Source organism: Burkholderia sp. COPS, from assembly GCF_019425585.1.
Classification (GTDB): domain Bacteria; phylum Pseudomonadota; class Gammaproteobacteria; order Burkholderiales; family Burkholderiaceae; genus Burkholderia; species Burkholderia cepacia.
Genome location: NZ_WIXR01000031.1, coordinates 24,451 through 49,370 on the forward strand (window position 1 = coordinate 24,451; position 24,920 = coordinate 49,370).

Genomic DNA, 24,920 nt, shown 5'->3' on the forward strand with positions numbered 1-24,920 from the left:
TTTTACCGTATTCCCATGCCCCGCCGATTTGACCCGGTTTGAGTGGCGCGACTGTGCGCGCCGGGTGTCAGTTGCGCTGGCCGAACATCATCTGGCGCGCGATCACCTTCTTGAGCGGCGGCACGAACTCGAGCGCGGTCAGCGCGGCACCGCGCAGCAGCGGGAGCGGGCCCGAGTCGATCGTGAACAGGCGTGCCAGCGTGTCGGTCGCGCCGATCGTGAAACGCCGGTCGAGTGCGCGGCGCGCGTTGAAGGTGGCGAGTGCGGTCGATTCGAAGCCTTGCGTGGACAGCGTGTCGACGAGCGTATGCGCATCGCGCAGCCCGAGGTTGAGCCCCTGGCCCGCGACGGGGTGCAGGGTTTGCGCGGCATTGCCGACGATCGCGACGCGGCCGTTGACGAGCGTCTGCGCGGCGTTCAGGCCGAGCGGGAAAGACGCGCGGCCCGCGATCGCGACGAAGTCGCCCATGCGCGCGCCGAACGCGCTGCCGAGCTCGCGCAGGAATGCGTCGTCGGGCAGCGCGGCACGGCGCGCCGCTTCGTCGGGCGTGCAGCACCACACGAGCGAATATTCGGCCTGGCGCGGGCCGCCGAGCGGCAGCAGCGCGAGCGGGCCTTCGTGCGTGAAGCGTTCCCATGCGACGTTCGGGCGCGGCGCCGATACCGTGACCGTGCCGACGATCGCGGTCTGGCCGTAGTCGCGGCGGTGCTTGCCGGTATCGGCCCGCTGTTCGTGGAACAGCCCGCCTTCGGCGTTGATGACGATGCGTGCACGCAGCGTGCGCTCGCCTTGCGGGCCATCGAGCGTCAGCGTGACGCCGTCGGCATCCTGCTGCGGCGCGCGCGCGGTGGTCGACGTGAGCCAGTCGACGCGGGTGCCGCGCACGGCGCCCGCGAGCGCCTGCACGAGCGAGCCGAAGCGCACGACATAACCGAGCGCGGCGACGTCGTGTTCGTCGCGGTCGATCAGCGTGCGGCCGAAATGGCCGCGCTGCGATACGTGGATGTGTTCGATCGGCGTCGCGTCGGCGGGCCACGCGAGCGTGTCGAGCAGCACGCGGCTGCCGTGCGACACGGCGATCGCGCGCGGATCGTTTGCGCTCGCGGCCGGTTCACGCGCATCGATCAGCGCGATCGATGCGTGCTGCGTGGCGCTGCGGCGCGCGAGCCAGCCGGCGAGCGCGAGCCCGACAGGGCCCGCGCCGACGATGGCGAGGTCGTAGTCCGGCGTGGCCGGGGAGGAGGCGGTCGTCATCTTGATTCGTGAAACGGAGGTAACGGTCGGCGGCAGCCGGTCATGCGAGTGCGCGCATCAGCGCTTCGATCTCGTCCGCCGCGACGGGCACGCCGCGCGTGATCAGCTCGCAGCCCTGCTCGCGCACGATCGCGTCGTCCTCGATGCGGATGCCGATGTTCCAGTACTCGGGCGGCACGTCGTCGGCGGCGCGCACATACAGGCCGGGTTCGACCGTCAGCGTCATGCCGGCCTTCAGCGTGCGCCATGGCAGCGCGCCGTTGCCGTCGCGCTCGGCGAGCCGCTCGCGGTAGTCGCCGCAATCGTGCACGTCCATGCCGATCCAGTGGCCGGTGCGGTGCATGTAGAAGCGCGTGTACGCACGCTCGGCGATCACGTCGTCGACGTTCGAGAAGCGCGTTTTCGGGATGATGCCGGTGTCGAGCAGCCCCTGCGCGAGCACGCGCACGGCGGCGTCGTGCGGTGCTTCGAACGGCACGCCGGCGCGCGTCGCGTCGATCGCGGCCTGCTGGGCGGCGAGCACGATGTCGTACAGCGTGCGTTGCGCGGGCGAGAAGCGCCCGTTGGCCGGGAACGTGCGCGTGATGTCCGACGCGTAGCCGTCGAGTTCGCACGCGGCGTCGATCAGGATCAGGTCGCCGTCCTTCGCGGTTGCGTTGCCGGCCGGGTAGTGCAGCACGCACGCGTTCGCGCCGGCCGCGACGATCGAGCCGTACGCGGGCGACTGCGCGCCGTGCTTGCGGAACACATACAGCAGCTCCGCTTCGAGTTCGTATTCGCGGATGCCGGGGCGGCATGCCTGCATCGCGCGGCGGTGCGCGAGCGCGGAGATATGTGCGGCGCGCATCATGATCGCGAGTTCGTGCTCGTCCTTCACGAGCCGCATGTCGTCGAGGAGTGGCGTGAGGTCGAGCATCGCGTCCGGTGCGGCGACGCCCGTGCGCGCCAGCGCGCGTACCGCGTCGATCCAGCCCGCGAGCCGGCGGTCGAAGTCGGCCGATGCGCCGAACCGGTAGTGCACGGTGCCGGAGTCGGCGAGCAGGCGCGGCATCTCCGTATCGATCACGTCGATCGCGAACGCCGCGTCGAAGCCGAACGCATCGCGCGCGGCTTCGGGCCCGTAATGGAAGCCTTCCCAGATCTCGCGGTCGGCATTCTTGCCGCGGCAGAACAGGATCGACTCCGGCGCGCCGTGCGGCGCGGCCGCGTTCAGCACGAGCACGGCATCCGGCTCGGTGAAGCCCGTCAGGTAATGGAAGTAGCTGTCGTACCGGTACGGGTAGGCCGTATCGCGGTTGCGCAGCAGTTCCGGCGCGGTGGGGACGATGGCGACGCCGCCGCCGGCGGCACGCAGTGCGGCAAGCACGCGTTCACGGCGCTGGCGGTAGACGTCGACGGCGATGGCGGTATCGAGGGGCGCGTTCATTCGTGCGATTGTAGCGCCGCGTGACGCCGCGCGTGAGAGAGGGGGCGGGAAGCCGCGCCGGGCGGCCCGCGTGACGGTTGTTGCAAACCATCCACAGGCCGGTCGGGCGATTTTCTGTCGCGCGACGCCGGCCGGTTATGATCGGCGACAACGTATACTCTCGGCGGTTCCCTTAAAAAGGCAGATGATGAAATTAATCGGTTCGCTCAGCAGCCCGTACGTCCGCAAGGCGCGGATCGTGCTGGCTGAAAAGAAGATCGACTACAAGCTGGAGCTCGAGAACGTGTGGGCGCCGGAGACGGATATTCATGCTTCGAATCCGCTCGGCAAGGTCCCGTGCCTCGTGATGGAGGATGGTGCCGCGGTGTTCGATTCCCGCGTGATCTGCGAATACGTCGACACGCTGTCGCCGGTCGGCAAGCTGATTCCGCCGTCGGGGCGCGAGCGCGTCGAAGTGCGTTGCTGGGAAGCGCTGGGCGACGGCGTGCTCGACGCGGCCGTGGCGATTCGTCTCGAATACACGCTGCGGGACGAAGCGCAGCGCAGCGCGAGCTGGATCGCGCGCCAGCAGCGCAAGATCGACGACGCGCTCGTCGCGATGTCGCAAGGGCTCGGCGGCAAGACGTGGTGCGTCGGTAATCATTACACGCTCGCCGACATCGCACTCGGCTGCGCGCTCGGCTATCTCGACTTCCGGATGCCCGAGCTCAACTGGCGCGACCGCCACCCGAACCTCGACAAGCACTTCGTGAAGCTGCTGCAGCGCCAGTCGTTCGCCGATACGCTGCCGCAGAACTGAGCCGCGCGCGACGCGTACACGCTTCGCGCATTCACCCATTCGGCAGACGAAAGAAAAGCGCCCCGCGGGGCGCTTTTCTTTTTGCCGGGCCGCCCCCGCGGCGGAGGCGCTCGCCTGCGTCATTCGATCGACGCGTAGACGGCCTCGCCGAGCGTGAACGAATCGCTGCGCGAAATCGGCCACCACTTGTCGTACAGCGTAAAGCCGCAGGTGTTGCCGTCGAGCAGCGCGCCGGGCTTCAGGTACTTCAGCAGCTGCGACATCAGCCGGACCTCGTGCGGCGCGATGCGCTGCACGATGTGATGCGCGCGCAGCTCCGACGGATGCGCGAGGCCGGCCGCCTGCACGAGCTCCTGCAGCGCGTGCAGCGTGTTGCGGTGGAAGTTGTACACGCGGTCGGCCTTGTCGGGCACGACGAGCGCGCGCTGGCGCACCGGGTCCTGCGTCGCGACGCCGGTCGGGCAGCGGCCCGTGTGGCAGGTCTGCGCCTGGATGCAGCCGACCGCGAACATGAAGCCGCGCGCCGAGTTCACCCAGTCCGCGCCGATCGCGAGCGTGCGGGCGACGTCGAACGCGGTGATGATCTTGCCGCTCGCGCCGATCTTCACGCGGTCGCGCACGCCGATCCCGACGAGCGTGTTGTGCACGAGCAGCAGCCCTTCCTGCAGCGGCACGCCGACGTGGTCGGTGAATTCGAGCGGCGCCGCGCCCGTGCCGCCTTCCGCGCCGTCGACGACGATGAAGTCCGGCACGATGCCGGTCTCGAGCATCGCCTTCGCGATCCCGAAGAATTCCCACGGATGGCCGACGCACAGCTTGAAGCCGGTCGGCTTGCCGCCCGACAGCGTGCGCAGCCGTTCGACGAATTCGAGCAGCCCGCGCGGGGTCGAGAATTCCGAGTGCGTCGCGGGCGAGATGCAGTCCTTGCCCATCGGCACGCCGCGCGTCTCGGCGATCTCCGGCGTGATCTTCGCGGCCGGCAGCACGCCGCCGTGGCCCGGCTTCGCACCCTGCGACAGCTTGACCTCGATCATCCTGACCTGCGGATCGGCAGCCTGCTTCGCGAACTTGTCGGGGTTGAACGTGCCGTCGTCGTTGCGGCAGCCGAAGTAGCCGGACGCGATTTCCCAGATGATGTCGCCGCCGTTCTCGCGGTGGTACTTCGACAGCGAGCCTTCGCCCGTGTCGTGCGCGAAACCGCCTTTCTTCGCGCCGAGGTTCAGCGAGCGGATCGCGTTCGCGGACAGCGAGCCGAAGCTCATCGCCGAGATGTTGAAGATCGAAATGTCGTACGGTTGCGCGCGATTCGCGCCGACGCGGACGCGGAAATCATGGTTCGGCAGCTTCGTCGGCGCGAGCGAGTGGCTGATCCATTCGTGCGCGACGGCCTTCACGTTCAGCTCGGTGCCGTACGGCCGGTTGTCGGCGACGTTCTTCGCGCGCTGGTAGACGAGGCTGCGCTGCGCGCGCGAGAACGGTTTCTCGTCGGTGTCGTCCTCGACGAAATACTGGCGGATTTCAGGTCGGATGAATTCGAACAGGAAGCGGAAGTGGCCCCAGAGCGGGTAGTTGCGCAGGATCGCGTGGCGGTCCTGCTTCAGGTCGTACAGGCCGAGCGCGACGAGGGCGGCGGGAATCAGGATCCACAGCCACGCGATCGCGTGCCGCGCGGCGAGTGCCGCGACGGCCACGAACAGCAGGACCGCGCACCACATCGCGAGATAGCGTCGGGAAAACATGGGGACTCCGTCGTAATTATCTGGATGGCCATCGCTCGCGAGCGGTCGCGCGGCGGCCGGCAGGTCGGCGCCCTCGGCGTCGCGCCGGGCCGGCGGGCAGGGTGCCCGAGCCGTGCCTGGCCGCCGCCGGCGCCCACGATGGTCGAGAGTCTACTACGGGTCCCGTGAAGCTCGCGTTGCCGAGCCGGCCCGCCGCGTCAGGGGCCCGCGTGACGGATGAACGGGCCGTATGCGGGCGCGTCGGGCTTCAGCGTGACGCCGGCTTCGAAGTCCGTGTCGCGGTTGAACGGCACTCGCGGCCACGTGTGCCAGGCGCGCAGTCGCGCGCGGTAGTCCGCGAGCGCTTGCGCGAGGCGCGCGTCGTCGAGCCGCGCGTTGTCGCCGGCCGGATCGCTGCGAACCGCGTGGATCAGGTGCGGTTCGAGCACGTCGAAGCCGACGTAGCGCAGCGCATGCATGAGCGGCCACAGCAGCAGGCGCGTGTCGCCCTCGCGGCCGTCGGGCGCGCAGGCGGCGGCCGACGATCCGGTCGTCACGCTCAGCAGCGCGCGGCGCCCGTGCAACACGCCGCTGTCATGACGCCGGCTGCTGCTGTAGAGGCCGCCGTAGACGAACACGCGATCCATCCAGCCCTTCAGGATCGCCGGTGCGCCGAACCACCACAGCGGGAACTGCAGGATCAGCGCGTCGGCCTGTTGCAGCAGCCCGACGTGATGCCCGACCTCCGGCGCGAGCGTGCCGCGCTCCCAGTGGTGGCGCTGCTCGCGTTGTGCGTCGAAGCGTGCCGTGTCGAGCCGATCGGCGTAATGGCGCGGCGCCTCGCACGGGTCGAACCCGCCGGCGTACAGGTCCGCGACGGTCGCGGTATGGCCGGCGGCGCGCCACGCATCGGCCGCCGCATGGGAGAGGGCCGCGTTGAACGACTGCGGTTCGGGATGGGCGACGACGATCAGCGCATGCATGGCGGGCTCCGTGAGTGTGCGACGATGATGGCCGGCGGCAGCGGGGCCGCGCAATCACGCACCCGGAGGTAACCATGGCATTTCCCGGCGACGTCTATGCGGCGGACTGTTCGGCGCGCGATGCGCTCGCGCTGATCGCCGGCAAATGGACGCTGCTGATCCTGCCGGCGCTGGCCGAGCGGCCGCTGCGCAACGGCGAGCTGCTGCGGCGCATCGGCGGCATCTCGCAGAAGGTGCTCACGCAGACGCTGCGCGAGCTGGAGCGCAACGGGCTGATCGAACGGGTCGCGATCGCCGCGCGGCGATCGCATGTCGAATACCGGCTGACGCCGGTGGCGGAATCGCTGGTGGACACGCTCGTGGCGCTCGATCGCTGGGCCGAGCGCCATTTCCCGGTGCTCGACGCGGCGCGCGAGCGCTACGACGCGGCCGTGCGGCACATGCGTTGAACAGGCGGGCGGCCGCGGGCGCGACCGCTTTCGGCCGGCACCGCCCGCGCGGCGCCGGCGGCGCGTCAGCGCGCGGCCGCGAGCGCCGGCGCGTCGAGCGCCTGCCGGTCGCTGGTTGCCGCGCTTTCGATGATGCCGCCGCCGAGACAGATCTCGCCGTCGTACAGCACGGCCGACTGGCCGGGCGTGACGGCCCACTGCGCATCGTCGAACGCGAGCGAGAAGCGTGCTTCGCCTGCCGGGCCGGGCACGGCGGCGCCGAAGGCGCATGCCGCGTCGGCCTGCCGGTAGCGCGTCTTCGCGCCGCACGCGAAGCCCTCGGCCGGCGGCTCGCCGGCGACCCAGCTCACGTTGCCGGCGACGAGCTCGCGCGACAGCAGCCACGGATGATCGTGGCCCTGCACGACGTACAGCGTGTTCGACGCGATGTCCTTCGCGGCGACGAACCACGGTTCGCCGCTGCCGCTCTTGCTGCCGCCCAGGCCGATGCCCTTGCGCTGGCCGAACGTGTAGAACGCGAGGCCGATGTGCTCGCCGACGACCTTGCCGTCCGGCGTCTTCATCGGGCCGGGTTTGGTCGGCAGATAGCGGTTCAGGAAATCGCGGAACGGCCGTTCGCCGATGAAGCAGATGCCGGTCGAATCCTTCTTCTTCGCGTTCGGCAGCCCGATCTGCGCGGCGATCTCGCGCACCTTCGTCTTCGGGATCTCGCCGAGCGGGAACATCGTCTTCGACAGTTGCGCCTGGTTCAGCCGGTGCAGGAAGTACGACTGGTCTTTCGTATGGTCGAAGGCCTTCAGCAGCTCGAAACGCCCATCGCGCTCGCGCACGCGCGCATAGTGGCCCGTCGCGATCATTTCCGCGTCGAGCGACATCGCGTGATCGAGGAACGCCTTGAACTTGATTTCGGCGTTGCACAGCACGTCGGGGTTCGGCGTGCGGCCGGCCGAGTATTCGCGCAGGAACTCGGCGAACACGCGATCCTTGTATTCCGCCGCGAAGTTGACGGCTTCCACGTCGATGCCGATCAGGTCGGCCACCGACACGACGTCGATCCAGTCCTGGCGCGTCGAGCAGTATTCGCCGTCGTCGTCGTCTTCCCAGTTCTTCATGAACAGGCCGACCACGTCGTAACCCTGTTCCTTCAGCAGCCACGCGGTCACCGACGAATCGACGCCGCCCGACATGCCCACCACTACACGGCGCTTGCTCATTTGTTGACCGCCTGACGTTCGAATGCTTCGGGGCGCGGCGCGACCGAATGCGTATGCACGAAATCGAGCGGAATGCGCCGCCCGGCGAGGTAATCGTCAACGCAGCGCATCACCGCGGGCGAGCGATGGCGCTCGCTGCACGCGCGCAGTTCGTCGGCGGTCATCCACAGCGTGCGGACGATGCCGTCGTCGAGCGCGTGGCCCGCGACCGGCTCGCCGGCCGTGCCGCAGAACGTGAAGCGCAGGTAGGTCGCGCCGGCGGTGCCGGGCCGGTCGTAGTGCGCCAGATAGACGCCGACGAGCGCGTCGGGCGTGAACGGGTGCGCGGTTTCCTCGAGCGTCTCTCGGATCACGGCGTCGGCCAGCGTTTCGCCGGCTTCGAGATGGCCTGCCGGCTGGTTGATGCGCAGGCCCGACGAGGTTTCTTCCTCGATCACGAGAAAGCGGCCGGCATGCTCGACGAGCGCCGCGACCGTCACATGCGGGGTCCAGATTTCGGGTTTCATGGTTCGGCATTTTACCGGTTGCGCCCGAACGCTGCCCGGCGTTCGGTCAGACGAATCCGACCCTCGTAATCGTCCGTCGTGCCGAGGCGCGGCCGCGCCGGCCAGGCTCACGCGTCGATCCCGCGCGATCGTGCGCAAAGCTACATGGACAAGACGATGATGGTGTTCGGCGATGCGAAGAAGGTCGTCGAGGACATGGTGAAGGCGGTCGACTGACGCATGCGCCGGCAACGCAGGCTGCCTGCCTCGATGCACGGGCAGCCTCAAGGGACCGGCCCGACCGGCGCAAGCCGGCCGGGCCGCTTCATGGTGCGACGAGGTTCGCGATGCACGCGGCGATCGTGTCGCGTACGCGCACGATCGCCGGGTCGCGCTGCGTGCTCGTGCGCCAGCCGATTTCGACCGGGTAGTGCGGCAAGTCGACCGGGCAGGCGAGCGCGCGCAGCGGCGTGGATCGCGCGATCGCGCGCGCCGCGTGCGAGGGAATCGTCGCCACCGCGTCGGAGCCGGCGAGCAGGTACGGCAACGCGGCGAAATGCGTGGTCGACGCCGCGACGCGCCGCTTGTGGCCGAGCGTCGCCAGCGCCTCGTCGACGATCCCGATCACGCCGCCCGACGACACGAGCAGGTGGTCGCGCTGCAGGAAATCGGCGAGCGTGAGCGTGCGCGGCGGCCGGGGGCGGGCGGCCGGGTCGATCAGGCACGCGTAGCCGCCCGTCGCGACCGCGCGCCGGCTGAGCCCGTTCGCCGAGAAGCCGCCCGATGCGATCGCGAGGTCGACGCCGTGGCGCAGCAGCGCGTCGCCGGCGATGCCGCTGTGCGTCTGCCGGAAGATCAGCCGGATGCCGGCGGCTTCCCGTGCAACGGCGTCGATCAGCGCGCGGCCGAGCGCGATCTCGAAGTCGTCCGACAGCCCGATCGAGATCGTGCGGCCGATGCGGTCGCCGCCGTCGGCCGCGATCGCGAGGCTTTCGCGGCAACGGTCGAGCGCGTCGGACAGGATCGGTTTCAGTTCGTCCGCGCGCGGTGTCGGCGCGAGCCCGCGGCCGGTGCGCACGAACAGCGGATCGGCATAGATCACGCGCAGCCGCGCGAGCGCCGCGCTCACCGCCGACTGCGTGAGGCCGAGCCGCAGCGCCGCCCGGCTCGCGCCGCCTTCCTCGTACAGCGCCTCGAACACTTTCAGCAGGTTCAGGTCGAGGCTGGCGATATCATCCACATTCATGTCACTTATCGTTCTATCGATTTGATCGATGACATCATATCGATAAAGATGGCGTTACCCCATTCACCGGAGACGCCTTCATGTCCACGTCAGTCATCGCCGCGCTGCAGATCGGCGCATCGCCCGCCGGCACGCGCGCCACGCTCGACACGATCCTCGGCTACGAAACCGCGATCCGCGACAGCGGCGCGTCGCTCGTCGTGCTGCCCGAGGCCGTGCTCGGCGGCTATCCGAAAGGCGAGATCTTCGGCACGCGGCTCGGCTACCGGCTGCCCGAGGGCCGCGACGCGTATGCGCGCTACGCCGCGCAGGCGATCGACGTGCCGGGGCCGGAAACCGACGAGCTGGCCGCGCTGTCGCAGCGCACGGGCGCGAGCCTCGTGGTCGGCGTGATCGAGCGCGGCGGCAGCACGCTGTACTGCACGGCGCTGTTCTTCGATCCGCGCGACGGGCTCGTCGCGAAGCACCGCAAGCTGATGCCGACCGGCACCGAGCGGCTGATCTGGGGGCAGGGCGACGGCTCGACGCTGCCCGTCGTCGACACGGCCGCGGGCCGCGCGGGCGCCGCGGTCTGCTGGGAGAACCACATGCCGCTGCTGCGCTGCGCGATGTACGCGAAAGGCGTGCAGATCTGGTGCGCGCCGACCGTCGACGAGCGCGACGTGTGGCAGAGCTCGATGCGGCATATCGCGCACGAGGGGCGCTGCTTCGTCGTCAGCGCGTGCCAGGTGCAGCCGTCGCCGCGCGCGCTCGGGATCGACGTGCCGGGCTGGGATCCGGAGCGGCCGCTGATCCGCGGCGGCAGCGTGATCGTCGGGCCGCTCGGCGACCTGCTGACGGAGCCGCTGATCGGCACGGCCGGGCTCGTGACCGCGCGTATCGATACCGACGAACTCGTGCGGGCGCGTTACGACTTCGACGTGGTCGGGCATTACGCGCGGCCCGATGTGTTCTCGCTGCACGTCGACGAGCGGCCGAAGCGCACGGTGGTGTTCGGCGCGTAGGGAAAGGCGGGCCGGGCGCCGGCACGGCGGCCCGGAACGTGAACGGCGGCGGTGCGCCCGCCGCCGTGCCGTATCGGCGCGTCAGCGCATCGGCGCTTCCGCGATCCGCATGTAATCGGCGATCCGCCGTCCTTCCATGTCCGGAAACTGCTCGTGCACGACGATGTCGCCCATCCGCGCGATGTCGAAGGTGCGGAAATCGCCGCGCAGCTCGCACCACGCGCCGATCGTCCAGCGCCCGCCCCAGTAGACGAGCCCGAGCGGCCACACGCGGCGTTGCGAATGCGCGCCGAGCCGGTCGCGGTAGTCGAAGCTGACGACGTGGCGCGTATCGATGGCCTGGTGGATCGCATCGACCTTCGCGCAAAACGTCTCGTCGATATGGAACGACGGCGCGAACACGGGCAGGCGGTCGAGCGCCGTGCGCTTGTCGGCCGGCATCGCCGACGCGATCTTCGCGAGCGCCGAGCGTGCGCCGCTCGCGAAGCGCGCACCGCCCCAGGTTTCGAGCATGCGTGCGCCGGTGGCGAGCGCCGCGAGCTCCTCGGCCGTGAACGTGAGCGGCGGCAGGCTCGCGTTGCGGTTCAGCCGGTAGCCGATGCCGGCTTCACCTTCGATCGGTACCCCTGACAGTTGCAGGTCGCGCACGTCGCGATAGACCGTGCGCGGCGACACCGACAGCCAGTCGGCCAGCTGCTGCGCGGTCGTGAGACGACGCCCGCGCAGCAGCTCGGCGATCTGGAACAGGCGGTCGGCACGGCGCGTCATGACGGCACCTCGGCTCCAACGGCAATGGGGACTTCGCGATGATAGCGCCGCGCGCGCCCGATGGCCGCTGCGCTCAGTGGCATTTCGGCGCGTGCAGGCCGACGCGGTTGCCTTCGGTGTCGATCAGGTAGCCGACGTAGCCGTAGTTGTTCGGCAGCTCGACGACGGAGCCCTGCACGACGCCGCCCGCGCGCTTCGCGCGTTCGAGCGCCGCGACGACCGATTCGCCGGCGTTCAGGTAGACGAGCACGCCGTTCGCGCTCGGCTTGATCTGCTGCGGATCGAACACGATGCTGCCGCCCGTGCTCGATGCGTCGCGGTCGAACGTGGCCATCGGCACGCCGCCGATGACTTCGCGCTGCAGCGTCGTTTGCAGCACGGTTTCGTAGAAGCGGATCGCCCGGTCGAAATCGAGGGACGGAATGTCGAACCACGCGATCGCGCGCTCGGGGGTGGCAGTGGCGGTGGCAGTTGCGGACGTCATGACGCGCTCCTTGTTGCGTTGTTGTTCGGGTTCGGTGCGGAAACCAGCGTTGCATTGCGCCGGGATTGCAGTGTGATCGCAGCCTGCTGACACCGTATTGTCAGTAGAGGTCGGGAACGATCCGCCAGCGCCGCCTGATCGTCACGTGGCGCACGCCGTCGAGGGAGAGTGGGGAAGCGCGCGTGACCAGCGTCGTCGAGCCGCACGAGGGCGTCGTGAAGCCGGCCGTCACGCACGACGGGCTGGTGCCGGGCTCGGAGATGGATCGCGGGATTCGCGGCGGGTGGCCGCTCGTGCTGTCGAGCGGCAAGACGCTGCTCAAGATGGGGCAGGCGCTGCCGTTCACGACGGGGCGCCGGGAGAAGTCGAAGCATTGAAACGAAACGCCGCCGTTGCCGCGGATGCGGTAACGGCGGCGTTCCGGTTGCCGCGCAGGGGCCGTATCGGCGGCCCCGTCGCGACCATGATGCGGATTACGCGTCGCCTTCCGGCGTGGCCGGGCGCGCCTTCACGCTGCCGGCGATCAGGTCGAAGCGGAACAGCCGGCATTCGAGCGCGCCGTTGAACAGCGGCGTCTTGGCCGATTCGCGCAACCGCAACTGGCCGGGCAGCGAACGGTCGGACGTCAGCAGGAACGCCTGCCAGCCGGTGAAGCGCTGCTTCAGCGCATCGCCGAGCGCGTTGAAGAACTCGCTGTCCGGCGCGTCGGTGTGGGTGCGGCGGAACGCGTCGTCGTTGCCGCGGTTGCGGCCCGTCTCGCGCACCTCGCCGCGCGCGCTGCGGCCGCGCACCTCGATCCGCTCGCCATACGGCGGGTTCGCGAGGATGATGCCCGGGCCGTCGCACGGCGGCGTCATCCCGCGCGCGTCGACCTGCTTGAGCCACACCGACGGCACGCCCGCGCGCTCGAGGTTCGCGCGTGCCTTCTCGAGCATGTCGCCGGAGATGTCGCTGCCGTACACGCCGAGCGCTTCGCCGCGTTTGCCGCGCGCCGCGCGCTTCGCGTCCAGCGCCGGGACCTTCAGCCCCTGCCATGCGGTGATGTCGTATTGCTTGAGTTTCTCGAAGCCGAACCGGCGCTCGACGCCGGGTGCGACGCCAAGCGCGATCTGCGCGGCTTCCGCGAGGAACGTGCCGCTGCCGCACATCGGGTCGTACAGCGCCGTGCCGGGCGTCCAGCCCGTCAGGCGCAGGATGCCGGCCGCGAGGTTCTCGCGCAGCGGCGCCGCGCCCTTGTCGAGACGCCAGCCGCGCTTGAACAGCGGCTCGCCCGACGTGTCGAGGTAAAGCGTGCACTCGTTGGCCGTCAGGAACGCGAACACGCGCACGTCGGGCGCACCGGTGTCGATGCTCGGGCGCGCGCCGGTCTTCTCGCGCATCCGGTCGCAGATCGCGTCCTTCACGCGCAACGTCGCGAATTCGAGGCTCTTCAGCGGCGACTTGATCGCGGTGATGTCGACGCGCAGCGTCTGCGTCGCCGCGAACCAGCGCTCCCACGGCTGCTCGAGCGCGAGCGCGTAGACGTCCTGCTCGTTGCGGTAGGCGCGGTGCGCGATCTTCAGCAGGACCCGGCTCGCGATCCGCGAATGGAGGTTCGCGGCCATGCCGGCGGCCCAGCCGCCGCTGAAGTGGACGCCGCCCGGCACCTGCGCGCCCGCGGTGAACGGCGCGCCGTTCAGGTGGCGGCCGGCGATTTCGGCCAGCTCGGCGGCAAGCGCCGCTTCGAGGCCGCGCGGGCAGGGGGCGAAGAATTCGTACAGGGTGGGCGAGGACATAAGGCGGGTGAGGACGTGCAAAAGTCCACTATTGTACGCGGCGCGGGCGGCCGGGGCCGGCGTTGCGTCGCGTTTCGGTGCCGCGGCGCGGGCCCGGGCGCCGCGCATGCATGCCGGGGGCGGCCTGGCGGCGCCCGGGCGGGCACCGCCAGGCCCGCGGGCTCAGTGCGAGCCCGGCTGGCCGGCGCGGGCGGCCGGGCTGCTGCCCGGCCAAAACAGCGCGAGCGGATTCGACAGCACCGTGCGGACGATCGCGGCGACGAGCGCGCGCACCTTGGTCGGGCGCAGGCTGCGCGAGCGCACGGCCATCGTGAACGCGAGCGCGAAGCTCACGAGCACGTTGAGGATCGCCATGCTGAGCACGCCGGCGCCGGCCCACCACAGCTCGGGGGTGCCCAGCGCGTCCTTGCCCAGCACGCCGAGCGCGATCCCGATCGAGCCGGCCGACAGCGTCACGTGCCGCACCTCGAACGGGAACATGAACACGGTGACGATCGCCGGGATGAGGCCGAGCATCAGGCCGAGGCCCACGTTCGCGACCACGCCGGCCACGTTCGACCGGCAGAAATGCGCGAGCTTCGCGGCGCCGGCCGCGCCGAGCGTGAGGCGCAGCCGGCGGTTGTACGTGAGCGCGTCGCCGACCCGGTGCAGCACGAACCAGTTGTCGGCCCAGCCCGCAAGCAGGCTCGACGCCCACAGCAGCACGCCGGTCAGCGCCGCGTAGAGCGGCGTCGGGCCGAGCAGCGAGAACGAGTGCAGCGTCGCGTGCGCCTTCTCCGGCGAGATCAGGTTCGCATGCAGCAGGTTGCCGGCGAACAGCTGCACCAGCAGGCACACGGGCAGCACGACGAGCACGTTGCCCGAAATCGCGGCGGCCTGCGTGCGGATCAGCGCGATCACCGATGCCACGAACGCCTTCACGCCTTCGTCGTGGCCCGTGTCGTCCAGCTCGCGCGCGAGCGTCGGCGCGGTCATCGCAGGCTGCTTGGTTGCGAGCGTGAAGTGCAGGAAGTGCATCAGCATGAAGCTGGCCGCGTAGTTGATGCCCGCGAGCAGCCCTTCGAGCATCGACTGCAGGTGCGCGCCCGTGATCGCGAACTTCACGCATACCGTCACGACGGTGACGAGGCCGCCGCCCGCGGCCATCCGCAGCATCTTCAGGTACTCGGCGCGGCCGCGCGAGATGTAGTGCTCGCCGGTGTCCGCGTTGGTTTCGACGAGCTTGCGCGCGAACAGCGAGAAGTTGCTGCGCACGAGGTGCGACACGCTCTGGCTGTTGTGGTTCGCGTCGACGAGCTCGGCCGTCAGGTGCGCCATCCCGTGCAGGTCGTCGCGCGCCATCCACGCGTTGAGCAGCATCTCGGCGCGCAGGATGCGCATGCGCATCCGCTCGACCTGGAACACGATGTCGACCGACACGCCGTTGCGGTACAGGTGCGAGAACACCTCGTCGACGGCGATCCGGCATTCGTCGAGCAGCACGCGCAGGTAGTTGACCTCGTGCAGCAGCTTGCTCGGGTCGCCGCCGTCCTCGACGGCCGCGTGCGCGGTCTCGACCGCGAGCATCGCGCGCGTGAGGCGGTAGAACGGCTGCGTTTCGAGCGGCTTGCGCGCGTCGTCGTCGGAGAGCCGGCTGCGCACCGTCTGCGACAGGCCGGTCGAGCTGATCTGGCAGGTCAGGTTGTGCAGCGCGGCCAGCAGGTCGCGCGAGAACGAGCCCGGCTCGTGGCGCTCTTCGTCGGTGACGTCGAACGAGAACAGGTCGGCGAGGCGCGTGAGGAGATCGTCGGGCAGCGCGTCGATCCATTGCGCGTCTTCCGGCGTCGGGAACATCAGCGTGAAGAGCGCCGACAGCTCGCGGCGGTTCGGCGCCGGCGGGATCAGCGACGAGTCGATCCGCTCGAACAGCGCGCCGAAGAAGCCCGAGTGCACGGGCATGCCGGCGTCGCACAGGAGCGAGATGCCGTCGCACTCGCGCAGGATGCCGCGCAGGATGCGCGCGGCGTGTGCCTTCCATGCGGGGTTGCGATCGAGCACGTGGAACAGGTAGCGCAACCGCGCATGGGCCGGATACGCACGCGCATCGGCGTCGCGATCGGCCGGCGCGTCCTGCATCGTGCCGGTGCGGCGCAGCCAGTGCGCGAGCTCGATCAGCCATTCGCTGCGCTCGGCGTACGACGCGTCGGCGTCGGCGTGCGCGAGCAGCGCATCGAGCTGGTGACCGGCATTGCGCGACGCGCGCCACTTCTTGATCAGGGTCGTCAGGGAACGAAACATAAACGGAATAACGAAAGCCCTCGGCGGGCGGGTTCGGGATGCCGGCCGGGAAACGGCGCGGCGCCGGGGAGAACGGGTGAGACGGGGCAGGTTGCCGGACGATGCGAGGCGACCCGCGATGCGGCTGCCCTGCTCGGTGCACGGTGCGGGCGCCGGGCGGCACGGCGGTCGGGCCGAACGCGGCCCGGCGCCGCTGGCTGGCGCGCACGACGAGCGGCGCGGGCCTGAAAGTGCGTAGGATCGTCAATCGGGCCGGAAAACGCAAGCCGACCGCGTTACACGAAGCCGGTTCCGGCCGACTTTGACAAACAATGTCATGGCCGTCCGGCCGGGGAGCGCGATGCGGGGCCGGGGCCGGCCGCGGCAGCGCATCGCCGGTGGCGGCCGGCGGTCGCTATCGGACGCGCCGCGCTGGACGAAGCCGCGCAGGTGTGTACGCCGTCGAGCGTTCGCCCGCGCGCCGCCCGCTTATGCGCCGGACTTGCCCGTCGCACCGGCGTCGCCGCCCGGCGCCGGATTGGCCGGGCACGGCACGACCGGCGCGGCGGCCGTCTTGCCGCCGGCCGCGGGTGCCGTGGCAGCCGAAGCGCCACGGCGCGCGGCCATGGCACGCACGCCGGCCGCGGCTTGCGTGGCGATCACGTCGAGCGCGCGCCGGTGGCCGGCGACGAGTGCGTCGTAGCCGTCGGCGACCGGTTCGGCGACGCTCGTGCGGCAGGTCATCACGGCCTGCGTGGCGAGCGAGCGCACGCTCCACACGGCATCGACCGCCGCGCGTTTGCCCGGCCACGACTCGAAGCGCTGCACGTTCACGCTGATGCGATACACGGGCACGCCGGGCGGCGTCGCGGAATTCGCGACGTCGATCGTGCCGAGCTGCGCGGCGAGATCGTCCGACAGCGCGCGGCGGATCTCGTCGGCGGGCGGCGATGCCCAGCGTTCCTGCTCGAGCACGTCGACCTGCGCGGCGTTCTTCTGCACGACCAGCTGGTTTTTCGCGACCTGCTCGGGCACGCCGACGGACGGCACCTCGATCAGGAACGCCGGGTTGGCCGGCGCGGTGCGCACGGGCGCAGCGGCATCGGCCGGGCTGAGCGTGTAGAACCGCGCGGGCGGCGAGCTGCACGCGGCGAGCGCGAGGGCGGCGGCAACCGCCGCAGCACCGCTCGCGAAACCGTTCACGCGTGTCGTCATGGTTGATCTCCTGGCTTGCCCTTGAGCAGCGATTCGGGGTGGCGCTCCAGATAGTCGGCGAGCGCGTTCAGCGATTGCAGCGTGCGCGTGAGTTCCTTCAGCGCGCCGCGTACGTCGGACTGCAGCGGCGAATCCTGCTGCAGCGTCGCTTCGGCGGTCGAGAAGGTCTGCTTCGCCGCCGACAGCGTGTCGCGCGCTTCCGGCGCGACCTGCGTGTCGAGCTGCTTGAACAGCTTGTCGGCGTTCGCGAGCGCGCTGTTCAGGTTCGCGCCGATCTGGTCGAACGGCACCTTGTCGAGCTTCTTCGCGATGTCGGCGACCTGCAGCTGCAGCTCGTCGAGCGTGTTCGGCACGGTCGGCAGCTCGAGCGGCTGGCGTGCCGTGTCGATCTTCACGGCCGGTGCCTTCGGGAAGAAGTCGAGCGCGACGTACAGCTGGCTCGTCAGCAGGTTGCCGGTGCGCAACTGGCCGCGCAGCCCGTGCTGGACGAGCCGCTCGACGATCTCGCGGCGGGCCGGTTCGCCCTTGCTCTCGATCGTTTCGCGGAAGCGCCGGCCGAGGCGTTCCGGATAGATGTTCATCGTCACCGGCATCAGGAAGTTCTTCGTCTTCGGATCGAAGTCGATGCCGATGTTCGTCACTTCGCCGAGCACGATGCCGCGGAAGTCGACCGTCGCGCCGACGGCGAGCCCGCGCAGCGACTGGTTGAAGTTCATCACGACCTGCAGCGGCTGGCCGTCCGGGTCGCGCATCGCGTCGCCCTCGTCGGACGCGAGGCGGAACGTCGTGTTGTTCGGCGCGGTCGTGCCGGAGCCCTGGTTCGGCGGCGTCTGGAACGCGATGCCGCCGAGGATCACCGTCGCGAGCGACTGCGTGTTCAGCTTCAGGCCGCTCGAATCGAGCCGCAGGTCGACGCCGCTCGCCTGCCACCAGCGCGAGTTGATGCCGACGTACTGGTCGTACGGCGCGTTGACGAACACGTTGAACGTGACGCCCGTGCCGTCCTTGTCGAGCGAGAAGCCGACCACCTGGCCGACCTGCACGCGGCGGTAGTAGACCGGCGAGCCGATGTCGACCGAGCCGAGCGAATCGCCGCGCAGCACGTACTGCGTGCCTTTCTGGTCGCCCGTGACGGCCGGCGGCGTCTCGAGGCCCGTGAAATCGGTCAGCGTGTCCTGGCCGCGGCCGGCGTCGACGCCGATGTACGCGCCCGACAGCAGCGTGCCGAGCCCCGACACGCCGGTCGCGCCGACGCGCGGCCGCACGATCCAGAAGCGCGAGCCCTTGACCGCGAAGTCCTCGGCTTCCTTCTTGAGCTGCACCTGGACGAGCACGCGCGACAGGTCTTTCGACAGCTTGATCGTCTTGACCATGCCGATCTCGACGTCCTTGTACTTGACCTGGGTCTTGCCGGGCTCGAGCCCTTCGGCGCTGTGGAAGCTGATCGTGATTTCCGGGCCGCGTTCGCGCACGGACTTGATCACGAGGCCGATGCCGATCAGCGCGGCGATCAGCGGCACGAGCCAGACGAGCGACGGCAGCCAGCCGCTTTTCGTCGAGATCGTCGGATCGGGCGGCCGGGGCGCGTCGTGCTGCGGGCCTTGTGGACTATTCATGGTGATTCCCTGAGGTTTCGACTGGATCCCAGATCAGGCGGGGATCGAACTGCATCGACGCGAGCATCGTCAAGATCACGACCGAACCGAACGCGAGCGCGCCGGGGCCGGCCGTGATGACGGCGAGCGAACGGAAATGGACGAGCGCGACGGTCAGCGTCACGACGAAGATGTCGAGCATCGACCAGCGGCCGATGCGCTCGACGATCCGGAACAGCCGCGTGCGCTGCTGCGGCCGCCACGCGGTGCGGCGCTGCGCGCTGATCACGAGGATCAGCAGCACGCCGAGCTTGAGCATCGGCACGAGGATGCTCGCGACGAACACGACGACGGCGAGCGGCCAGTCGCCCGACACCCAGAAATAGATGACGCCGCTCATGATCGTGTCTTCCTGCGAGCCGACGATCGACGCGGTGCGCATGATCGGCAGCAGGTTCGCCGGAATGTACAGGATCGCGGCCGCGAGCAGCAGCGCCCACGTGCGCATCAGGCTGTTCGGCGTGCGGAAATGGAGCGCGCTGCCGCAGCGCGCGCAATGCGCGTGCGGATGGTCGAGCGTCTGCACGAGCCCGCACGTGTGGCAGCTGACGTAGCCCTCGCGGGCGGCGGTCGGGATCGTCATCGGCGGGCGGCTTCCGGCAGCGGGGCGGCGTCGGGCTGCCCGGGCGAGCGCCCGGCGCGCAGGTCGTCGGCGATGTCCCACAGCGTGCGCGGATCGAACATCAGCACCACGGCGATCATCAGCGTGAGCGCGGCGAACGCGAACAGCGCGGCGTCGGGCACGACGCGCGCGAGGCTCACCATCTTGACGATCGTGACGAGGATCCCGAGCATGAACACCTCGATCATCCCCCACGGCCGCACCAGCTCGATCGCGCGCAGCACGAGGTTGAAACCGGGCGGCACGACGCCGCGGCGGATCGGCAGCAGCAGGTACAGCAGCGCGGACATCTCGACGAGCGGGAACAGCACGGTCGAGCAGAACACCATCACACCGACGATCGCCATGTCCTGGCGCCACAGCGAGTCGATCGCGCCGATCAGCGTGGTCTGCACGCGGTTGCCGTTCACGTCCATTTCGAGGATCGGGAACGCCTGGGCAATCGTGAACGTGATCAGTGCCGCGAGCGCGAGGGCGCAGATCCGCTCGATCTGCGCCGCGCTGTTGCGATAAAGCAGCGCGTCGCAGCGCGGGCAACGCGCGATTTCGCGGCCGCTCAGGCGCGGTTTGTGCAACAGTGCGTCGCACTCGTGACAGGCAATCAGATCGTATCGTTGCATGGAAAAGGCAGTTGTGCGACGGCCGGGGACACGCGTCGACGGGGCCGGAACCCGCGCCAATCTTACCAAAAGGGCCTTTTCGGCGTGTCAAGGATCGTGCGGTTTGTGACCGGCCGGTAACATGACGGGAAGCTGTCGGCCGGCTGACATGCCTGTCCTCAGAGTCCGCGCGCGTCAAAAGGTTGCGGTAGCATGGCGCCCTTGACAAGCGTCGGACGAATGGCCGGCGCGGCTGTTCGCTGAACTGAGGAATCCAGGATGGTATCGAAATCGCCGCCGGCCGTGCCGGCACGTTATGCGCATACCGCGATCGCGCTGCACTGGCTGATCGCGCTGCTGATCATCTGCGGCTTCGCGCTCGGCTGGGTGATGACCGACATCCCCGGCTTCACGCCGACCAAGCTGAAGTACTTCTCGTGGCACAAGTGGATCGGCGTGACGGTGTTCGCGCTGGCGGTCATCCGCGTGCTGTGGCGGGCGACGCACGTGCCGCCGCCGCTGCCGGCCGACACGCCGGCGTGGCAGCGCGCGGTATCGCACGGCGTGCACATGCTGCTGTACGTGCTGATGATCGTGATCCCCGTGACGGGCTACCTGTACAGCTCGGCCTCGAACATCCCGGTCGTCTACCTCGGCATCGTGCCGCTGCCGCGCCTGATCGACCCCGATCCGGTGCTGAAGGAAACCTTCAAGACGCTCCACGTGTCGTTGAATTACATTCTGCTTGCGCTCGTCGCGATGCACGTGCTCGCGGCGCTCAAGCACCAGTTGTTGGACCGCGACGGCCTGCTGTCGCGGATGCTTCCCTCCGCCAAATGAAGGATCCCATGAAAGTGTCTTTCTCCCGCTCCATGCTGACCGCGTTCGCCGCGGTGTCACTTGTCGCGTCGGGCGCGGCGCACGCCGATGTCGATCTCGCGAAGAGCAAGGTGTCCGCCGTGTCGAAGCAGATGAACGTGCCGACCGAAGGCGCGTTCAAGAAGTTTTCCGCGCAGGTGAAGTTCGATCCGGCGAAGGCCGCGCAGGGCAGCGCCCAGATGACGATCGACGTCGCGAGTTATGACCTCGGCGACAAGATGTACAACGACCAGGTCGCCGGCAAGGACTGGTTCGACGCGAAGGCTTTCCCGCAGGCGACGTTCGTGTCGTCGGCGATCGCACCGGCCGGCGGCAACAAGTACAACGTGACCGGCAAGCTGACGATCAAGGGCAAGGCCGAAACCGTCACGGTGCCCGTCACGGTCACGCAGAACGGCGCGACGCAGACGTTCGACGGCGTGCTGCCGATCAAGCGTTCGGCCTTCAACGTCGGCACCGGCGAATGGAAGGACACGTCGGTCGTCGCGGACGAAGTGCAGATCAAGTTCCATCTCGTCGCCACGAAGTAAGCGGCGAACCATCGCATCACCCGAATGCCGCGCGAGGGCGCGGCGCCGTTCCAAGGAGAAAGAGTTGAAAAAGCATCTGATGATCGCCGCGGGCGCACTGGCTGCCACGCTGTCGTTCTCGGCATTCGCCGACAGCGCAACCTACCAGTTCGATCCGTCCCACACGTACCCGAGCTTCGAGGCCGACCACTTCGGCGGCCTGTCGGTCTGGCGCGGCAAGTTCGACAAGTCGAGCGGCACCGTGACGCTCGATCGCGCGGCGAAGACGGGTACGGTCGACGTGACGACCGACATCGCGTCGATCCACACCGGCAGCGCGAAGCTCGACGAGCATCTGCAGACGAACGAATTCTTCGACGTCGCGAAGTTCCCGCAGGCGAACTACAAGGGCACGATCAAGTTCGACGGCGACAAGCCGGTGTCGGTGGTCGGCAACCTGACGCTGCATGGCGTCACGAAGCCGGTGACGCTGAAGATCGACTCGTTCAAGTGCATGCCGCATCCGATGCTCAAGCGTGAAGTGTGCGGCGTCGACGCGGTCGGCGAATTCAGCCGCGACGATTTCGGCCTCGACTACGGCAAGCAGTACGGCTTCAAGATGAAGACGAAGCTGCTGATCACGGCCGAAGCCGTCAAGCAGCAGTAACCCCGCCAGCCGGGCCGGCCGCCGCGCCGGCCCGGTGCGCGCCAACCGCCGCGTTCCCGTTCCACGGGCGCGGCGGTTTTTTTTGCGCGCCTATAATCGCCCGAGCGCCGCTTGCGGCGCCCGGGCGGCGCCGACGGCGCGCGCGTGGCCGCGGCCGCCTCGAACAGAACGTACAACGACAAGGAGATCGCCGATGCATGCCGTCACGCAGTCCCGTCCCATTGCCTCGTCGCCGCGCGTGTGGCGCGCGGTGGTCGCCGCGTCGATCGGCAATGCGCTCGAGTGGTTCGATCTCGTCGTCTACGGTTTTTTCGCGGTGACGATCTCGAAGCTGTTCTTCCCGGCCGGCAACGACACCGTGTCGCTGCTGCTCACGCTCGGCACGTTCGGCGTGTCGTTCTTCATGCGCCCGCTCGGCGCGATCGTGCTCGGCGCGTACGCCGACCGCGCGGGCCGCAAGGCCGCGCTCACACTGTCGATCCTGCTGATGATGGCCGGCACGCTGATCATCGCGGTGCTGCCGACCTACGGGGCGATCGGCGTCGCGGCGCCGGTGATCCTCGTCGCCGCGCGGCTGATGCAGGGCTTCTCGGCCGGCGGCGAATTCGGCAGCGCGACCGCGTTCCTCGCCGAACACGTGCCGGGCCGGCGCGGCTTCTTCGCGAGCTGGCAGGTCGCGAGCCAGGGGCTCACGACGCTGCTCGCCGCCGGCTTCGGCACCGTGCTGAACGCGCAGCTCTCGGCCGCGCAGATGGCGTCGTGGGGCTGGCGCGTGCCGTTCTTCTTCGGCCTGCTGCTCGGGCCGGTCGCTTACTACATCCGCACGAAGGTCGACGAGACGCCCGAATTCCTCGCGGCGGAAGGCACCGCGAACCCGCTGCGCGACACGTTCGCGTCGCACAAGGCGCGTCTCGTCGCCGCGATGGGCGTCGTCGTGCTCGGCACCGTCGCGACCTATCTCGTGCTGTTCATGCCGACCTACGGCGTGAAGCAGCTCGGCCTCGCGCCGTCGGCCGCGTTCGCGGCGATCCTCGTCGTCGGCGTGATCCAGATGGTGTTCGCACCGCTCGTCGGCCACTGGTCGGATACTTACGGCCGCGTGCGCGTGATGATCGCGCCGGCGGTCGGCATCCTCGTGCTGATCTATCCGGCATTCGCGTACCTGGTCGCCCATCCGGGCTTCGGCACGCTGATCGCGCTGCAGGTGCTGCTCGCATTCCTGATGACGGGTTACTTCGCGGCGCTGCCGGGTTTGTTGTCCGAAGTGTTCCCGGTGCAGACGCGCACGACCGGGATGTCGCTCGCCTATAACGTCGCGGTGACGATCTTCGGCGGCTTCGGGCCGTTCATCATCGCATGGCTGATCAAGGCGACCGGGATGAAGACGGCGCCGAGCTTCTACCTGATGTTCGCGGCCGTGCTGAGCCTCGCGGCGCTGGTCGTGTTGCGCCGGCGGTTCGGCTTCCGGTAACAGGGGCAGGCGGCGCGCGTCAGTTGCCGGCGCGCTCGCACACGGGTTGCGCGGGCATCAGTTGCGGCCTGGCGTCGACCGTTCGCACGGGGCGCCCCGCGAGCGCGGCAAGGGCTTGCCCGAGCTGCCAGTCGGACGCCGTGCCGAACTCGCGCTGCGGCAGCGCCGCGCTCTTCGCCGAGTCGATCTTTGCAAGCGCACGCTGCTCGCGCAGCTTCTGCCGTTCCTTGCGCACCTTCGCGAACGGGTCGGGCGCCAGCCGGTCCGCATACGGCGCGCGCGGGAGATCGGCTTCGCGGTACCACAGCAGCACGCCGTCGACGTCCGAGTCGCGGCGCGGCGGCACCAGCCAGTCGGGCACCACGCCGTAGCCGTCCATCGGGCAGCCGTTCGGCCGCAGGTTGCGCGCAAACGTGAAATTCAGGCGCGTACCGTCGATCAGGTCGACGCCCGTTTGAGCGAGCCCCTTTCCGTAGGTCGGCATGCCGAGCAGCTTCGCGCGGCCGAGATCCTTCAGCGCCGCCGCGGTCGCTTCGGCGGCCGACGCGCTCTGTCCGTCGACGAGCACGACGAGCGGCACGGTGCGCCACCAGTCGTCGGCCTGCAACGGCGCGAGCGGATCCTGTCCGTGCATGACCGGCAACGCGTAGTCGGGCCAGTTGGTCGTGTAGCGGCGACGGTTGGCGTCGCCGCGCTCGACCGTCACCATCGCGGTGCGATCGCGGCCCGCGTACAGCGCGGTGATGCCGATCGCCGCGTTGAGCGCGCCGCCGCCGTTGATGCGCAGGTCGAGAATCACGCCTTTCACGGGCGGCCCCGCGCGGCGTGCGGCCTGCACCGCGTCGATGTAGGCGCCGACCGCGGGCTCCGGAAAGCTCGACAGCCGCGTGTACAGGACGTCGCCGGCGAGCCGTTTCGCGGTCGCAGGGTGCGGCTTGAGGATCGTCCGCACGGGCGCGAAGCTCAGCATCGAGTGCGACGGGCCGCGCTGTACCGTGAGCTTCAGCGGCACACCCGCGTCGCCCTTGGCGAGCTTGGTCAGGTCGGCGGCGTCGATGCCGACGACGCTCGTATCGTTCATCGCGACGACGAGATCGTCGGGGCGCACGCCGGCCTGTTCCGCGGGCGCGTCGGGAATCACGTCGACGATGTGCAGCCCGTCGGGCCGCGTCTCGAAGACGATGCCGATGCCGGGCGTGCCGTCGCGCGCGCGCCGTTCGTCTTCGCTTCGCTCCTGCTCCTCCTTCGCATCGAAGAACCGCGCGTACGGCAGCGTCCTGATTCCCGCGTGGGTCGTGGCGTCGAGCAGCGCGCCGATGTCGACGTCGGTCAGGTGCTGCCGCTTCAGCACTTCCACCGCCGCCTTGAGCTCGCAGATTTGCGGCTCCCAGTCGGGCGGGCAGGGTGAAGGCGGCCGGGCGGTGGCGGGTAAGGCGGGTGA

25 protein-coding genes are annotated in these 24,920 nt (G+C 69.4%); 9 read left to right on the plus strand and 16 right to left on the minus strand.

Features of this window, described 5'->3' with window-relative positions; translation table 11 throughout:
• Positions 1–67 precede the first annotated feature (67 nt).
• Positions 68–1,255 (minus strand): UbiH/UbiF/VisC/COQ6 family ubiquinone biosynthesis hydroxylase, encoded by a 1,188-nt coding sequence (locus FOZ70_RS24945; protein ID WP_059497177.1) that lies wholly within the window; start codon positions 1,253–1,255, stop codon positions 68–70.
• Positions 1,256–1,295: 40 nt separating this feature from the next.
• Positions 1,296–2,681 (minus strand): aminopeptidase P N-terminal domain-containing protein, encoded by a 1,386-nt coding sequence (locus FOZ70_RS24950; RefSeq protein ID WP_059620919.1) that lies wholly within the window; start codon positions 2,679–2,681, stop codon positions 1,296–1,298.
• A 187-nt stretch (positions 2,682–2,868) separates the two neighbouring features.
• On the opposite strand from FOZ70_RS24950, the gene FOZ70_RS24955 reads away from it, so the two are divergent.
• A complete protein-coding gene (locus FOZ70_RS24955; RefSeq protein WP_021162497.1) occupies positions 2,869–3,480 on the plus strand; it encodes a glutathione S-transferase N-terminal domain-containing protein in 612 nt (203 codons plus the stop codon).
• A gap of 119 nt (positions 3,481–3,599) precedes the next feature.
• On the opposite strand, the gene FOZ70_RS24960 is transcribed toward FOZ70_RS24955, so the two are convergent.
• Together FOZ70_RS24960 and FOZ70_RS24965 are read right to left on the minus strand one after the other, a co-directional pair.
• The gene (locus FOZ70_RS24960) at positions 3,600–5,219 is read right to left on the minus strand and encodes an FMN-binding glutamate synthase family protein (protein WP_219707061.1); all 1,620 of its coding nucleotides are present in this window, start codon (positions 5,217–5,219) and stop codon (positions 3,600–3,602) included.
• A gap of 197 nt (positions 5,220–5,416) precedes the next feature.
• On the minus strand, positions 5,417–6,181 hold the full coding sequence (locus FOZ70_RS24965; RefSeq protein ID WP_219707064.1) for an NAD(P)H-dependent oxidoreductase: 765 nt from the start codon (positions 6,179–6,181) through the stop codon (positions 5,417–5,419).
• A gap of 74 nt (positions 6,182–6,255) precedes the next feature.
• Between FOZ70_RS24965 and FOZ70_RS24970 the strand changes: the two genes are divergently transcribed.
• Positions 6,256–6,630, plus strand: coding sequence for a helix-turn-helix domain-containing protein (locus tag FOZ70_RS24970; RefSeq protein ID WP_219707066.1), 375 nt, complete (start codon positions 6,256–6,258; stop codon positions 6,628–6,630).
• Positions 6,631–6,695: 65 nt separating this feature from the next.
• Here FOZ70_RS24970 and mnmA read toward each other — a convergent pair whose 3' ends face one another.
• The gene (gene mnmA / locus FOZ70_RS24975) at positions 6,696–7,844 is read right to left on the minus strand and encodes a tRNA 2-thiouridine(34) synthase MnmA (protein WP_059487115.1); all 1,149 of its coding nucleotides are present in this window, start codon (positions 7,842–7,844) and stop codon (positions 6,696–6,698) included.
• Entirely contained in the window at positions 7,841–8,350 is a 510-nt protein-coding gene (locus FOZ70_RS24980; protein WP_021164203.1) for an NUDIX hydrolase, read from the minus strand. Before FOZ70_RS24980 ends, mnmA begins: the two co-directional genes overlap by 4 nt.
• 78 nt (positions 8,351–8,428) lie before the next feature.
• On the opposite strand from FOZ70_RS24980, the gene FOZ70_RS24985 reads away from it, so the two are divergent.
• On the plus strand, positions 8,429–8,566 hold the full coding sequence (locus tag FOZ70_RS24985; RefSeq protein WP_219707071.1) for a hypothetical protein: 138 nt from the start codon (positions 8,429–8,431) through the stop codon (positions 8,564–8,566).
• An 88-nt stretch (positions 8,567–8,654) separates the two neighbouring features.
• Here FOZ70_RS24985 and FOZ70_RS24990 read toward each other — a convergent pair whose 3' ends face one another.
• Entirely contained in the window at positions 8,655–9,575 is a 921-nt protein-coding gene (locus tag FOZ70_RS24990) for a LysR family transcriptional regulator (RefSeq protein ID WP_059497184.1), read from the minus strand.
• 80 nt (positions 9,576–9,655) lie between these two features.
• Between FOZ70_RS24990 and FOZ70_RS24995 the strand changes: the two genes are divergently transcribed.
• Positions 9,656–10,579: a carbon-nitrogen hydrolase family protein gene (locus FOZ70_RS24995; RefSeq protein ID WP_021164200.1), complete on the plus strand. Its 924-nt coding sequence runs from the start codon at positions 9,656–9,658 to the stop codon at positions 10,577–10,579.
• 81 nt (positions 10,580–10,660) lie between these two features.
• Here FOZ70_RS24995 and FOZ70_RS25000 read toward each other — a convergent pair whose 3' ends face one another.
• Together FOZ70_RS25000 and FOZ70_RS25005 are read right to left on the minus strand one after the other, a co-directional pair.
• Positions 10,661–11,347, minus strand: coding sequence for a YafY family protein (locus FOZ70_RS25000; RefSeq protein ID WP_021164199.1), 687 nt, complete (start codon positions 11,345–11,347; stop codon positions 10,661–10,663).
• 73 nt (positions 11,348–11,420) lie between these two features.
• On the minus strand, positions 11,421–11,831 hold the full coding sequence (locus FOZ70_RS25005; RefSeq protein ID WP_021164198.1) for a VOC family protein: 411 nt from the start codon (positions 11,829–11,831) through the stop codon (positions 11,421–11,423).
• Between the two features lie 182 nt (positions 11,832–12,013).
• On the opposite strand from FOZ70_RS25005, the gene FOZ70_RS25010 reads away from it, so the two are divergent.
• Complete coding sequence (locus FOZ70_RS25010; protein ID WP_346656412.1) at positions 12,014–12,208, plus strand: toxin-antitoxin system, toxin component; 195 nt, start codon at positions 12,014–12,016, stop codon at positions 12,206–12,208.
• Positions 12,209–12,304: 96 nt separating this feature from the next.
• On the opposite strand, the gene FOZ70_RS25015 is transcribed toward FOZ70_RS25010, so the two are convergent.
• The 6 genes from FOZ70_RS25015 to FOZ70_RS25040 form a co-directional block, all read right to left on the minus strand.
• Positions 12,305–13,606 carry a class I SAM-dependent RNA methyltransferase gene (locus FOZ70_RS25015; protein ID WP_021164196.1) on the minus strand — a complete coding sequence of 434 codons (1,302 nt, stop codon included), beginning with the start codon at positions 13,604–13,606 and terminating at the stop codon, positions 12,305–12,307.
• 162 nt (positions 13,607–13,768) lie between these two features.
• Complete coding sequence (locus FOZ70_RS25020) at positions 13,769–15,883, minus strand: site-specific recombinase (RefSeq protein ID WP_048024165.1); 2,115 nt, start codon at positions 15,881–15,883, stop codon at positions 13,769–13,771.
• 468 nt (positions 15,884–16,351) lie between these two features.
• On the minus strand, positions 16,352–17,077 hold the full coding sequence (locus tag FOZ70_RS25025; protein WP_059860553.1) for a PqiC family protein: 726 nt from the start codon (positions 17,075–17,077) through the stop codon (positions 16,352–16,354).
• Positions 17,074–18,693, minus strand: a complete 1,620-nt coding sequence (locus FOZ70_RS25030; RefSeq protein WP_027788344.1) for an MlaD family protein — start codon at positions 18,691–18,693, stop codon at positions 17,074–17,076. The genes FOZ70_RS25025 and FOZ70_RS25030 overlap by 4 nt, the downstream gene beginning before the upstream one ends.
• Positions 18,686–19,315, minus strand: a complete 630-nt coding sequence (locus FOZ70_RS25035; RefSeq protein ID WP_021156371.1) for a paraquat-inducible protein A — start codon at positions 19,313–19,315, stop codon at positions 18,686–18,688. The genes FOZ70_RS25030 and FOZ70_RS25035 overlap by 8 nt, the downstream gene beginning before the upstream one ends.
• Complete coding sequence (locus FOZ70_RS25040) at positions 19,312–19,974, minus strand: paraquat-inducible protein A (RefSeq protein ID WP_021156370.1); 663 nt, start codon at positions 19,972–19,974, stop codon at positions 19,312–19,314. Before FOZ70_RS25040 ends, FOZ70_RS25035 begins: the two co-directional genes overlap by 4 nt.
• A 258-nt stretch (positions 19,975–20,232) precedes the next feature.
• Between FOZ70_RS25040 and FOZ70_RS25045 the strand changes: the two genes are divergently transcribed.
• The 4 genes from FOZ70_RS25045 to FOZ70_RS25060 all read left to right on the plus strand — a co-directional run bounded on the left by FOZ70_RS25045 (position 20,233) and on the right by FOZ70_RS25060 (position 23,479).
• Entirely contained in the window at positions 20,233–20,793 is a 561-nt protein-coding gene (locus tag FOZ70_RS25045; protein WP_021156369.1) for a cytochrome b, read from the plus strand.
• Between the two features lie 8 nt (positions 20,794–20,801).
• Positions 20,802–21,362, plus strand: a complete 561-nt coding sequence (locus tag FOZ70_RS25050) for a YceI family protein (RefSeq protein ID WP_042972699.1) — start codon at positions 20,802–20,804, stop codon at positions 21,360–21,362.
• Between the two features lie 64 nt (positions 21,363–21,426).
• Positions 21,427–22,008: a YceI family protein gene (locus FOZ70_RS25055; protein ID WP_021156367.1), complete on the plus strand. Its 582-nt coding sequence runs from the start codon at positions 21,427–21,429 to the stop codon at positions 22,006–22,008.
• A gap of 193 nt (positions 22,009–22,201) precedes the next feature.
• Positions 22,202–23,479: an MFS transporter gene (locus FOZ70_RS25060; protein ID WP_048024169.1), complete on the plus strand. Its 1,278-nt coding sequence runs from the start codon at positions 22,202–22,204 to the stop codon at positions 23,477–23,479.
• 19 nt (positions 23,480–23,498) lie between these two features.
• On the opposite strand, the gene FOZ70_RS25065 is transcribed toward FOZ70_RS25060, so the two are convergent.
• A partial coding sequence (locus FOZ70_RS25065; RefSeq protein ID WP_258025720.1) for a S41 family peptidase occupies positions 23,499–24,920 on the minus strand: 1,422 nt, incomplete at its 5' end.

Coding starts and splice junctions, on each gene's coding strand:
- FOZ70_RS24945 (WP_059497177.1), bottom strand. CDS start 1,255: ATGACGACCGCCTCCTCCCCGGCCACGCCGGACTACGACCTCGCCATC.
- FOZ70_RS24950 (WP_059620919.1), bottom strand. CDS start 2,681: ATGAACGCGCCCCTCGATACCGCCATCGCCGTCGACGTCTACCGCCAG.
- FOZ70_RS24955 (WP_021162497.1), top strand. CDS start 2,869: ATGAAATTAATCGGTTCGCTCAGCAGCCCGTACGTCCGCAAGGCGCGG.
- FOZ70_RS24960 (WP_219707061.1), bottom strand. CDS start 5,219: ATGTTTTCCCGACGCTATCTCGCGATGTGGTGCGCGGTCCTGCTGTTC.
- FOZ70_RS24965 (WP_219707064.1), bottom strand. CDS start 6,181: ATGCATGCGCTGATCGTCGTCGCCCATCCCGAACCGCAGTCGTTCAAC.
- FOZ70_RS24970 (WP_219707066.1), top strand. CDS start 6,256: ATGGCATTTCCCGGCGACGTCTATGCGGCGGACTGTTCGGCGCGCGAT.
- mnmA (WP_059487115.1), bottom strand. CDS start 7,844: ATGAGCAAGCGCCGTGTAGTGGTGGGCATGTCGGGCGGCGTCGATTCG.
- FOZ70_RS24980 (WP_021164203.1), bottom strand. CDS start 8,350: ATGAAACCCGAAATCTGGACCCCGCATGTGACGGTCGCGGCGCTCGTC.
- FOZ70_RS24990 (WP_059497184.1), bottom strand. CDS start 9,575: ATGAATGTGGATGATATCGCCAGCCTCGACCTGAACCTGCTGAAAGTG.
- FOZ70_RS24995 (WP_021164200.1), top strand. CDS start 9,656: ATGTCCACGTCAGTCATCGCCGCGCTGCAGATCGGCGCATCGCCCGCC.
- FOZ70_RS25000 (WP_021164199.1), bottom strand. CDS start 11,347: ATGACGCGCCGTGCCGACCGCCTGTTCCAGATCGCCGAGCTGCTGCGC.
- FOZ70_RS25005 (WP_021164198.1), bottom strand. CDS start 11,831: ATGACGTCCGCAACTGCCACCGCCACTGCCACCCCCGAGCGCGCGATC.
- FOZ70_RS25015 (WP_021164196.1), bottom strand. CDS start 13,606: ATGTCCTCGCCCACCCTGTACGAATTCTTCGCCCCCTGCCCGCGCGGC.
- FOZ70_RS25020 (WP_048024165.1), bottom strand. CDS start 15,883: ATGTTTCGTTCCCTGACGACCCTGATCAAGAAGTGGCGCGCGTCGCGC.
- FOZ70_RS25025 (WP_059860553.1), bottom strand. CDS start 17,077: ATGACGACACGCGTGAACGGTTTCGCGAGCGGTGCTGCGGCGGTTGCC.
- FOZ70_RS25030 (WP_027788344.1), bottom strand. CDS start 18,693: ATGAATAGTCCACAAGGCCCGCAGCACGACGCGCCCCGGCCGCCCGAT.
- FOZ70_RS25035 (WP_021156371.1), bottom strand. CDS start 19,315: ATGACGATCCCGACCGCCGCCCGCGAGGGCTACGTCAGCTGCCACACG.
- FOZ70_RS25040 (WP_021156370.1), bottom strand. CDS start 19,974: ATGCAACGATACGATCTGATTGCCTGTCACGAGTGCGACGCACTGTTG.
- FOZ70_RS25045 (WP_021156369.1), top strand. CDS start 20,233: ATGGTATCGAAATCGCCGCCGGCCGTGCCGGCACGTTATGCGCATACC.
- FOZ70_RS25050 (WP_042972699.1), top strand. CDS start 20,802: ATGAAAGTGTCTTTCTCCCGCTCCATGCTGACCGCGTTCGCCGCGGTG.
- FOZ70_RS25060 (WP_048024169.1), top strand. CDS start 22,202: ATGCATGCCGTCACGCAGTCCCGTCCCATTGCCTCGTCGCCGCGCGTG.